Below are 11659 nucleotides of genomic sequence, written 5' to 3' on the forward strand. Positions count from 1 at the left end.
GTTCTGGCGGAATACCGATGCTGCCGTATCTCCTAGTCCAAATGAGATGACCCTTCTCTCAATATTAATACAAAGGTCACAGGTTAAAAATCTTCTTAACCTGTGACCTTTTATGCATTAAGGCTCTCTATCTTGAAATTTCGCTTTTTAAGTATATGCACAACACTTCTTGTATTTTTTCCCACTGCCACATAGACAGGGATCATTCCTGCCAACTTTTTTGCTACTTTTAGCCTGTTCACTAGAATGGCCTGCCAAATTAGGCCTTTTCGTTATATTTAATATTTCTTCCGGTGTATGGCCGTTGTTTTCACATAGCCTTGTATTGTTGGCCAAATCGATGACAAGCTGCATCACTTCAGATACCTGATCTCTATTTTTAAAGATTACATTTCTACGGTTAAAGACATCAATAATGTTTTCCATTGAGAAATCATACTGGCAGGTGCCTTGAATATCTGAACAAAGATTTTCTGCTTTGAAAAAATCACCTTTAAAGATGTTCTTGCTTAGATAGTTTAATAAAGCTTTGTATTGTTTCGTAATCTCGTGGTATGATTCCTCTTTGTATTTTAGTAACTCTTCTTGCTCTGGAACGTAAAAAGGCTTACCTATCCGTTGCCTAAGTTGTTCTTCGAACTCGTCATACTCTATGATTGTCTCTTCCACAAAGTAATCGTCAAATACTACAACAAAATTATTTCTTAATTCTAGTGGCGCCACTCGAGCAATTTTGGCAAGGGTGTCTGAGTTAACTTCGGCATTATTTTGCCGGTTATAAATCTCAACCACCTTGTCTTTGTGGACTATACCATAGAGGTGGGTGAGGGATATGGCATAATCGAGCAATAACTTGTTATTTTTGTAGAAAATAGCCCGCTTGGCTTGTCGGTCTAATAACTGTCCGATTCTACTAGTTGACAGCTCAAACTGGGCTGCTATCTCTTTATAGGTCATTCCCCGCAAGAACATTTTAACGATCTGCTTACTCTTTTTATTGCCAGATAAAATATCGGTATCTGTAATGCTATTAAAGGCCGCAAGTTTTTCTGCTTTGTTCATGAATGTATCTCCCTATCAGAATAGCTTCGATAAGTAATATACCACATTTCTACACCATTTAGTTCACTCGCTAGATATGTTATTCTTTCACTTGTATCATGGGGTACATAGACTACCAAACAACAAAAAGACCAGAAAGCGATATCTGGTCTTTTTGTCATCCATTCCGTTTCCGCCACCTACTGATACTTCCGCGTAACCTTCTCGCCATTATAGGTAAAAAGAACTTTCTTCCCATCAATCATCGTCTCTAGATGTACCGGCCTCTGCCAAAAGGTATAGAGATAAGGAATCGTTCTTTCCAAGTAAGGAATATCCAATTCTACGCCTTCGTAGGCGTGTCGCAAATAGAGTTCTCCTGCTCGGTTAAAATCACCATCTTCCACGTAGATGGTCGGGAAGCCGCCATTGGTTAATTTGTCTACCAATTGATCGCGGACTACTTCCCAGTTCTTTTCGATCACTTGCCACTGGTTGCCGACTTTTTTGTAGATATATAAGTCAAGGTCATGGACTAGTTCTTTGGTTAGGTAGTTGCGTAAAAAGGATTGGTCTGTTTCCACTTCCCGCACTTCAAACATCTTCTCTCGGCCATAGCGCTTCTCAATGTCTTCAAACATTTTCAAGCCTACATAGTAAGGATTGATCGATAAGCGAGAAGGCTGCACGACCTGGGCATGCATTTTGGCAAATTCCCAGGCATCGTTTTCGGTCATCTCCATTTCTCGCATGATCCGTAGGTGCCAGTAGGAGGCCCACCCTTCATTCATGATCTTCGTCCGCAACTGCGGCCAAAAATAAAGCATTTCATCACGTATGATCGAAAGAATATCTTGTTGCCACTCTTCCAGAAAGCGTCCTTCTTTCATCAGAAAGAGCAATACATCTTTTTGGGGTGATAGTTTTTTTGTAGAGCTTTCATTTTCTTCTTTCTTCTCATTCGTTTCACTATGTGATAAAATTTTTGACTTACTATCGCTGCTTGTTTTTTCTTTGCTAACTTTGGCTTCATCTCTCTCTTTTTTTGCAAGCTTATCTTCGAGTTGGAATAAGTCATCATAACGGCTTGACTGTGGGGGACTTTCTTTTTTCTCTTTCACTTCTTTAATCGTACGATGATAGGGATCGATATGTTCTTGTAAAGCCAAAGCTGCATCTAGAAACTTCTCTACTTCTTGCCGACCCTGTTCTAACTCGTACTTCCGAATTCGCTCTGCCGAAGAAGCCATAGACTCGACCATAAACCGCGAAGTACCTGCATAGGCGGCGTTATTCTTGAAAAAGTCACAATGGGCCAACACATGGGCACTGACAAGTTCATTTTGAATTGGTCGATTTCCTTCTAATAAAAAGGCATAGCAAGGGTCTGAGTTGATCACCAGTTCATAAATTCGCGATAGGTTATAATCGTAAGACATCTTCATTTTCTGAAATGTCTTACCAAAAGACCAGTGAGTAAATCGAGTCGGCATTCCGTAGGCTCCAAAAGTATAAAGAACATCTGCCGGTACGACTTCAAAGCGCATCTCATAAAAATCAAGTCCATAGTCTTTTGCGATGTCCATCAACTTGGGAATGGATTGAGCCAGCCGATCCAAGTCTCGATCTAAAGGGCTTTTATGGGAATTCAAAAGGAATCTACCTCCTTGTACTTCACTTCCTTTTCAACATATGTATGTCGTCCCTAAATCAATATGTAAATATTATGAAAAGTAAAGAGAACGCCCGATTACTGGCGTTCTCTTGCTGTTAAGCTACTGCTATAGCTGCTTTATGGTACCTTATGGTTGCTTCAAGGCTGCTTTGTGAAGTTCTATATATTTCATTACTTGGTTAAAGGAATCGGTCCTTTAATCGGCTCTGACAACAGCCACAAAATGAGGCAATACACGAAAGCGCAGGCGATCCCCTTTTTTGACACTTTCTTCAGGATGGATATGAACTAGAATTTCTTGCTTTCCACCATCAGCTAATTCCGCTTCAATCAAAGCATCAATGGCTTCCCCGGTGTAGGTCCATTGCATCAAAGTCCCGCACACCATACCTTCTGGATCTAGTTCCAGACTATCTGGTCGAATGGAGATATAAGCCTCTTCGCCAGGGGAAAGGTTGTGGGTGTGATTACAGGCAATCGTACCTAACGAAGTAACGACGGAGCGTCCATCGTCACCAATTCTACCTTTCATTAAATTAGATTGCCCCACAAAAGTGGCGACAAAGCGATTGGACGGATACTGGTAGATCTCCCGTGGTGTACCGAGTTGTTGAATCACACCATGACGCATTACAACGATACGGTCGGAGATAGCGAGCGCATCTTTCTGATCATGAGTAACAAAAACAGCCGTTGCGTTCGCTTCTTTGATAATATCTTTGACTTCAACGCGCATCTGCGTACGAAGATCAGCATCTAAATTACTAAAAGGCTCATCGAGTAGAACTACAATAGGTCTGCGTGCTAACGCTCTTGCTAAGGCAACGCGCTGCTGCTGTCCCCCTGATAGTTCATGGGGGTACCGCTTTTCATAACCCTGCAGATCCACAATCGCTAAGACTTCGCGGACCCTCTCTGCTTTGTCTCGCTCGCGATAGCCAAAGCCCACGTTATCAAAGACGGTAAGGTGAGGAAAAAGAGCATAATCTTGAAACACCATGCCAATGCCTCGTTTTTCCGGTGGTACCCAGTTGCTTTTGCTGCTAACAATGCGTCCACCCAGGGAGATCGTGCCCTGATCAGGCCGCTCGAAGCCTGCGATCAAGCGCAATGTCGTCGTTTTACCACAACCACTTGGGCCAAGCAGTGTTACGATCTCTCCTTTTTCCACGGCAAGGGATAAATTCTTCACCGCTGCTTCTGTAGATCCTGGATAGGTCTTATATAAGCCTTGCAAATCAATATGATACAAAAGAAAGTCACCACCTTTATGTTTATGCCTTGGTTAATATTTTTTCAGCATCCACCGTAAAGGAATAATCGATAAGAGCACAAGCAACAAAGCGGCTGGTGCAGCAGTCTGATAAAAGCCTTCACTCGCATCAATCCAGATTCGAACGGCCAGTGTATCCATCCCAGGGGGCCGCAAAAGAAGTGTCGCTGGCAACTCTTTGATAGCACTGACAAAGACAAGAGCACTGCCTGCCAAAAGACCTGGCGTGATCAGAGGCAAGGTCACTCGCATCATCACTTGCCAGGGTGAGTAGCCGGCCATACGTCCTGCTTCATCGAGTCGTGGTGAGACAGCCGTTAAAGCCGCTTCAGCCGCTTGCATGTTCTGGGGCAAAAAGCGAATCACATAGGCCACAATCACCAAGGCCGCTGTGCCGTAGAGAAAAGGAATATACTGATTGAAAACAAAGATAATCCCCAAGGCGACAATAACACCTGGCAAAGCATAGCCTGCATAAGCAAGCTTATCTACAAAAGTACTGACAATAGAAGGATTTCGAGACTTAAGATATACAACGGGCAATGCTAGAATCATACAGAGTACGCTGGCAGAGCCGGCCATAAAGACACTATTCCAAGCAAAACCCCAGAAGCGAGAATCAATGGCACCACGAGTAATGCCCACAGAGGACCAGTAAAAAAGAACAGCCAAGGGCAAGACTACGGCCAGCGTGAAGATAGCAATGACATAAAAGAGCAGAGGCAGCTTATAGTGCCCTAGCTCACTAACAGGCGCTTGTCGCGGTGTGCCTTTCGATTGATAGAAGCGTTGTTTTTCTCTTGTTTTCGCTTCTCCCCAGATAAATACCAGGGTAATTGCAATTAAGAGTACACTTAAGATGGCAGCGGCCACTTGATCATAGTTGCCCATCTGAAAATAAATGGCTGCCGTAAACGTTGTATAGCGTAAAGCAGCGACGGCACCAAAGTCCGAAAGAACATAAAGGGCCACCAAAATAGCGCCTGCCCCCATGGCGGGACGTAAAAGCGGCAACGTCACTTTCCAGAAAACTTGTCCGTAGTGAAGGCCCGCAATTCTGGCTGCTTCTTCATAATTTAAGTTCGATCGTTTTAAAGCAGCAGAGGTAATCAAGTATACATAGGGATAGGTAAAGAGAATCAGAACAAAAGCGACACCCCAGAAAGAATAGATGTTAAAAAGAGGGCTTCCAAGCCAATCACGGATCCACCCCGTAGGGCCAAAAATTATGATATAGGTAATCGCTCCTACATAAGGGGGAATTAAAAGAGGCAACGCAAGCAACCATTGCCAAGCTTTACGTCCTGGCAGATCGGTTCGAATGACCAAAAAAGCCAAGGTTACGCCAATGAACAGGGCAAAGAAGGTTACTACAAAAGTCAAGCTGAGTGTGTTCTGCAAAAGAATAGGAATTCGTGTATCTAGTAGTCGAAGCCAGCGATCGGCACCACCTTGTATTCCCCGTATAACCACATAGAGAATGGGTACTAGCATGGTTAGTGCTGTCACAATGGCAACAGTGAGGAGACCAAGGCCTGGTGGATTGCCGCGCCACAGCTTTAACCAGAAGAAGGAAAAGGCCCCTGGTAGATCAGGGACCTTTTCCTGGGATTGTTCAATTGTTTCAGGCGGTACGGACTTTTTCGGTATACTTTCCAATATCTACAACCCCTAGCTTAGACCATTATCTTTACAGGTTCAAATCTAGACCAGCATCTTCAATCAATTGTTTTACATCAGACCAGACAGGGCCTAGTTCTTGTAATGGCATATCCATTACTTTGTATTCATCAATCTTTTTCGCAAAGCCAACTGCTTCTACAGCAGGATTCAGAGGAACTTCCATGCTATTGAAAGCAAATACTTTTTGTTGTTCTGGTTCTAAGAGCCAGTCAATAAAGGCTTTCGCATTCTTCGTATTGGGAGCGTCTTTGATAAGTGCTACGCCTGCAGCGTTGACAAAAGCACCGATGTCATCAGAGCCTTGATCCGGGTAGATAGCACCTACATTGTTATCTTTGTCTTCGTTGAGCTGCAAGTGATAGTAGTAGTTGTTAACAAGACCAAACTTAAATTCACCGGCACCCACAGAGCGACGAATGTCACCGTGACCATTTACAACAGCGCCTGCATTTTCTCGAACTTGCTCAATCCATTCTTTGGTCTTCTCATCGCCCCAAGCGGCACGTAGCGCTGCAACGTGAGCAACCATAGAACCATTGCCACCGCGGGTAATCATAAACTCTCCTGACCACTTCGGATCCGTTAATTCCCATAAGGCCTTGGGCATTTCTTCTTCTGAAATAAGGTCTTTGTTGTACATCAGAACGCGAGTTCTGGCAGAAAGACCTACCCAGGAGCCATCCACAGCGCGATACTTGGGATCAATGACTTCTAACGCTTTAGAATCGTTGCTCGCTAAAAGGCCTTCTAAACGAAGATATTCCATGGCGCCAGCATCATTGGAGAAAAAGATATCAGCTTGTACATTGTTTCTTTCTTCGATAATCTTGTTCACACTTGCTTCGTTGCCACTGAGCATGCGAACTTTGATGCCTGTCTGCTCCTCAAAGCTTTCTACAAGAGGCTGTACAAAGGTTTCGTTACGGGCCGAGTAGATAACAAGCTCCTTCGTTTCCTTGTCTGCATCTGCAGCCGTTGAAGTACTTGAAGACGAGGAACAACCGGTAACGAACAAAGCGGTACCAAGCAAGGTAGTCATCAGCAATTTACCTAGAGACTTCTTCATAACTCTTAGGTCCCTCCTATGATTCGGTCGTTTTTATGTATAGAACCGGAGCAATTCCGGATACTACCGAAAATTGTAATTTCCTTTACTTGTGTCGGTTTTTGGTGATAATGATTTGCGATTGCATTTATATACTACTGTGCTAGCCTCTCGGTGTCAACACTCTTTTTACAGAAAATTTTCACAAAGCAGTCTCTCTTAAAAACTAGAAAAAGATAGGTTTGCTTATGGTGTAGCAAACCTATCTTTTTCGCTAAAACAATCTTGTCATGTACCCGGGGCCGGTCTTCTTCATTTACTGCCAAGCCCTATAAAAGCTTGTTATGTACATACTTTGTTATTCTACACGGTTCCGTCCCTTTTTCTTCGCATTGTAAAGAGCTCGATCCGCTCTTTCTAACAGCGATTTCGTTGTTTCTTCAGGACCTTCATATTCTGCAATACCAAAACTGGCGGTAATGGGAATCTTAAAATCTTCAGAGACGATGACAGGCTCTTTTTCAATGGTCTTTCGTAATTTCTCGGCTAGTTCAAAAGCGCCGTGGCTATCTGTCTCAGGAGCAATAATGCAAAACTCTTCACCGCCGAAGCGGCAAACTGTATCGGTCGATCGTACTTTTAATTGCAGACGACCTGCTAGATGTATAAGAATTTTATCACCGACAAGATGGCCATGGCGGTCATTGATTTGCTTGAAAAAGTCCACATCGGTCAGTAAAACAGAAAAGGTGTGTCCATAGCGCTTTACCCTCGCCAATTCTTCTGCCATCTTTTGATCAAGATATTGGCGATTATAGAGGCCCGTAAGAAAATCTCGAATAGAGCCAGCACGCAAAATTGTTTCTCTTCGTTTTAACTTGTCTATAGATTGTTTATACCGCAAAACAATTTCTAAACGCAAAAGCAGTTCATCAAAGTCCAGCGGCTTCACAAGATAGTCAAAAGCACCACAGCGGAAAGCTTCTAGCTTATCTTGCTTGTTGTTATTGCTTGAAGCAATAATAATCTGAATCTTTTGCGTATCTACATCTTCTTGTAACAGGCGAGCTAATTCTAGGCCGTTCATCCCAGGTAAAACAATGTCACAGATAATGACATCGGGCTCAAAGCTTTTGGCCATTGACAGTCCTTCCTGACCACTGCGGGCCACATTGACATGATAGCCCTGGTAGGAAAGCAAATCGAGCATAATTCTTCCTTCTAAGGAAGAATCATTGATGATCAATATCTTTTGTTGCAAATGCTTCACCTGCCCAAAATAGAATAGAAAAGGAGCCTGCCTAAAAGCAGACTCCTTTTCTGGTCCAGAAACTTCCCCGAGGACCAGCCAAACGTCCTGCCGTTCCTCATTATACTCCTGCACAAGAGCAGGTATCGTTTGCAGCCAGTTGACCGCTCCTCTTGATATTATTGTAACTCTCTTGTTCAGAAAAGTCAACCTATAATCGTAAGTAATTTTTTCCCATGATTATATTAGCTGTCATTGCTGCGCTTTGCTCTTTTGTCTCTATTCGTTCGTTGTTTTCCAGAAACGAACCAATCCCGTTACAGCCGCGGCACCTGCTCCAATGGCGATAATGCCTGTAACACCATGAACAAAGGGTTCAATCATTTGCACATATTCACCTTGAACGAGTGTATAGGTAGCCTGAAAGAAGAAAAGTCCCGGAAGAAGCGGAATGATACCACCAATGACAAATAAAGTAACAGGCACTCGATAGTACCGTGCAAAAATTTCACTAAAAATCGCAACAGCCAAGGCGCCCCAGAACATGCCTAGTAGGGGTGAACTGCCCATAGCAACGGTTCCTGCTAAAACAGAGCGACTTATAAGACCAACAAGACCGGAAGCTAGCACCGTATTGCGCGGTGTGTTCAAAGCCATAGAAAAAAAAGCTGCAATGAAAAAGCCAAATAGCATCTCCATCGCCAAGCCATAAGACGATGAGACGTTTACATCTTGGATATAACCGTTTCCTATGGTTGCTAATATTAAGCCAGCACCACCAAAAAGTGCTACTGTAAGACCTGTTGCTTCTAAGCCTCGGATTGCTCCGGCTAAAAGATCGCCCGCTACGATATCACGAACAGAGTTAACCATATAGGCGCCGGGAAAAGCAGAAAGCAACAAGCCTATCAGTATCGGTACCATGTCAATCTCTAGAAAAGCTTTCGTGAGCAGAACGAGAAGCATGCCGAAGGCGCCTAAGGTAAATTCTCTAAGAAATGGTGTGTTCATAAAGACTTTTGTCTTAACCATAAAGTAACGAAGAGACAAGCTGACGAGCAAAGCAACGACAAATTCTAAGCCCGTTCCGCCGTTGAGCATGGCCAAAATGGCTGCGACCAAAGAAATGCAAAAAACTTGCCAGTACCAGTGATAGGGCTCTTTTTCTTTTTCAATTCTCTCTAGTCTCGTTAAAGCTTCTTCAACGGTCATAGAGCCTTGTGAAAAAGTTCGAGCCAATTCATTGACTTGAGAAATTCTTCGTAGATTGATGGCTCTCTTGAAAACACGGCGCACTGCTGTGCGCGGCTCTCCAGTTTCTTCTGTGTAGCCCACGAATAAGCCCGTTGGCGTGCAATAGCTTTGCACTTCTTTAAGCTGTAATGCTTTGCCCAATCGTATGATCGTTTCCTCGACTCTATAAATCTCAGCGCCTGACTCCATCAAGATGCGACCACTTCGAAGTAAAAGTGTAAGTGACTTATCCAAAGGTCTATTGCACTGCCTTTCAAGAAAAGTAAAAATAACAAAAGCCCTCTTGCCTCAATCTAAGTTCAAGAGAGCTTTATTCTCTTTGAATCCATCATAGGATATAGAGAGCTATTTTTCAATCATCATTCCGTCTTTGGGGTGATATTTTTTCTATGGGTAACCATTTTGCAAGCAAGATTTCTAACTGCTTTACGTTGAAAGGCTTGCTTAAATAGTCATCCATTCCTGAATCAATACACTCATCCCGATCGCTATTCATGGCACGAGCTGTAATCGCTATAATGGGTATGTTTTTTTCTTCTTCCATCATACGGATTTTTTTCGTTGCTTCAAAACCGTTCATCACCGGCATTTGGCAGTCCATTAAAATTAAGTGATAGGTATGTTTTTTTACAGCTTTGATCGCTTCTTGTCCATTCAGCACCGCATCGACTTGATAGCCTAACTTTTTCAACTGGCAGGTAACAAGGCGCTGGTTGATCAAGTTATCTTCAACCAACAAAACTCGAAAGCTATCATTACAGCGACTTTTGCCATTCTCTTTACCACTGTGAAGTTTCTTTTTCATTGAGCAGTTGCTATTGAGCTTTCTTGGATTCAGCTTTGGCTTTGGCTTTTCTGCTTTATTGATAGCCTTGGCTTTTGCAAAAGGAATGATACACCTGAAAGTAGAGCCTGTTCCTTCCCTGCTTGTTACACCGATGGTTCCTCCCATTAAGTGAACCAACTTTTTACTAATGGGAAGACCGAGGCCTGTTCCGTGATAATGACGACCTGATTTATCATCGACTTGCACAAAGGGGTTAAATATTTTTTCTACACTGTCAGAAGAAATGCCTATGCCTGTGTCTGTTACTTCAAAGCGAACTAGCATTTCTTGATCACTTTCCTGTTCTAGAGTGACTTGGAGACTTACTTTTCCATAGGATGTAAATTTAATAGCGTTCCCAAGCAAGTTCAACAAAACCTGGCGAAGTCGAATCGGATCGCCTCGCAAGACTTGGTTGAGTCGAGGATCAATCTCTTTTTTGAAGGTTAAGCCTTTGCTCGTCGCTTTCGAAGAAAGCAAATAAACACTCGTCTCAATAAGGGTGGGTAAGTCAAATTCTTTGATTTCTAGATGCAATTGAGAAGCTTCAATTTTGGAAAAATCGAGGATGTCATTAATAATGATCAAAAGCATTGTAGAGGAATCGCGAACTACCTGGGCAAACTCACTTTGCTCTAGACTTAGCTGAGTCTCTAGAAGCAAATCGATCATTCCAATAATCCCGCTCATCGGTGTTCGTATCTCATGGCTCATCGTTGCTAGAAAATCCGTTTTGGCACGATTGGCGCATTCGGCCACTCTTTTGGCTTCTCGCAAGGCCTTTTCAACTTCCTTCTCTTTCGAAATATCTCGAAAAAGAATGGTAAGCCCAATGCGCTCTCCTTCACAAATAATCGGCCTTACTACATAAGAAACAGGGAATGTTGAACCGTCTTTACGAATAAAAGTGGCGCTTGCCGTTCGAACCAAAGTAGGTCCCTCTTGCTCATATAGAGCCATCCAATCGATAGGCATTCTTGACTCTGAAGGATTATCTACAATTACCGTTGTTTCTTGACCATAAAGTTCTTCTGTAGACCAGCCAAGGATTTGCATGGCAATGGGATTCAAAAATACAATAGAGCCTACACAATCAATGATAAATAGAGCCTCACCGAGACTATTCAGTAAAGATTGGTTTATGTCATTCTGCAATAGCTCCTTTTTCAATATGATTCGACCCATCTTTTCCACCCACTCAATTCTCCATTTTCATGGTCTTTTGTGGACAGATATTCTTATTATGCTTTACTTTGTTGCATTCTCCTTGATGTTTTGCTTTGCTGCCTATCATGTCCCTCGTGATTTTTTTCTTTATTGCTTTTCTACGCCCCCCCTTCCTTATCCTGCTATGGATTGTTAATAAGTTGAATAGATTAATTTGCTTTGCCTGGCTCTGTTGATAATCGTTTTCAATTGGCTTCATTTTACTGTTTTTTTCTGTAGCTGTCAATGCTATTTTTGGTATAGATTTCACAATCTTTTGCTTTTCCTTATAGTTTCCCTAAGAAAGCCCTACCTAAATTAGGGGTGGCATGGGGGTAGCAGGTGAAAATATTTTCTAAAGTTTAGATCTTCAGAAGGAATCTTGTCATTCTTAGCTAACTTTCTAC

The 11659-nt window shown here is 42.8% G+C and carries 9 protein-coding genes; all 9 read right to left on the minus strand.

What is annotated here, in order from left to right; all coding sequences use genetic code 11:
- Positions 1-147: 147 nt before the first annotated feature.
- Positions 148-1062 carry an SEC-C metal-binding domain-containing protein gene (locus FTV88_RS10905; protein WP_207707860.1) on the minus strand — a complete coding sequence of 305 codons (915 nt, stop codon included), beginning with the start codon at positions 1060-1062 and terminating at the stop codon, positions 148-150.
- A gap of 179 nt (positions 1063-1241) precedes the next feature.
- Positions 1242-2627, minus strand: coding sequence for a SpoVR family protein (locus FTV88_RS10910; RefSeq protein ID WP_153726625.1), 1386 nt, complete (start codon positions 2625-2627; stop codon positions 1242-1244).
- Between the two features lie 285 nt (positions 2628-2912).
- Positions 2913-3968 carry an ABC transporter ATP-binding protein gene (locus FTV88_RS10915; protein ID WP_153725651.1) on the minus strand — a complete coding sequence of 352 codons (1056 nt, stop codon included), beginning with the start codon at positions 3966-3968 and terminating at the stop codon, positions 2913-2915.
- Positions 3969-4001: 33 nt separating this feature from the next.
- Complete coding sequence (locus FTV88_RS10920) at positions 4002-5648, minus strand: ABC transporter permease (RefSeq protein WP_207707861.1); 1647 nt, start codon at positions 5646-5648, stop codon at positions 4002-4004.
- A gap of 31 nt (positions 5649-5679) precedes the next feature.
- Complete coding sequence (locus FTV88_RS10925; RefSeq protein WP_153725652.1) at positions 5680-6738, minus strand: extracellular solute-binding protein; 1059 nt, start codon at positions 6736-6738, stop codon at positions 5680-5682.
- A gap of 337 nt (positions 6739-7075) precedes the next feature.
- Positions 7076-7978, minus strand: a complete 903-nt coding sequence (locus FTV88_RS10930; protein WP_153725653.1) for a diguanylate cyclase — start codon at positions 7976-7978, stop codon at positions 7076-7078.
- 267 nt (positions 7979-8245) lie between these two features.
- Positions 8246-9454 (minus strand): threonine/serine exporter family protein, encoded by a 1209-nt coding sequence (locus tag FTV88_RS10935; protein WP_279236772.1) that lies wholly within the window; start codon positions 9452-9454, stop codon positions 8246-8248.
- A gap of 118 nt (positions 9455-9572) precedes the next feature.
- Positions 9573-11231: a PAS domain-containing hybrid sensor histidine kinase/response regulator gene (locus FTV88_RS10940; protein WP_153725655.1), complete on the minus strand. Its 1659-nt coding sequence runs from the start codon at positions 11229-11231 to the stop codon at positions 9573-9575.
- Between the two features lie 13 nt (positions 11232-11244).
- Complete coding sequence (locus FTV88_RS10945) at positions 11245-11523, minus strand: hypothetical protein (protein WP_162008002.1); 279 nt, start codon at positions 11521-11523, stop codon at positions 11245-11247.
- Positions 11524-11659 lie beyond the last annotated feature (136 nt).

The organism is Heliorestis convoluta, from assembly GCF_009649955.1.
Lineage (GTDB): Bacteria > Bacillota > Desulfitobacteriia > Heliobacteriales > Heliobacteriaceae > Heliorestis > Heliorestis convoluta.

Coding starts and splice junctions, on each gene's coding strand:
- FTV88_RS10905 (WP_207707860.1), bottom strand. CDS start 1,062: ATGAACAAAGCAGAAAAACTTGCGGCCTTTAATAGCATTACAGATACC.
- FTV88_RS10940 (WP_153725655.1), bottom strand. CDS start 11,231: ATGGGTCGAATCATATTGAAAAAGGAGCTATTGCAGAATGACATAAAC.
- FTV88_RS10925 (WP_153725652.1), bottom strand. CDS start 6,738: ATGAAGAAGTCTCTAGGTAAATTGCTGATGACTACCTTGCTTGGTACC.
- FTV88_RS10910 (WP_153726625.1), bottom strand. CDS start 2,627: ATGGACATCGCAAAAGACTATGGACTTGATTTTTATGAGATGCGCTTT.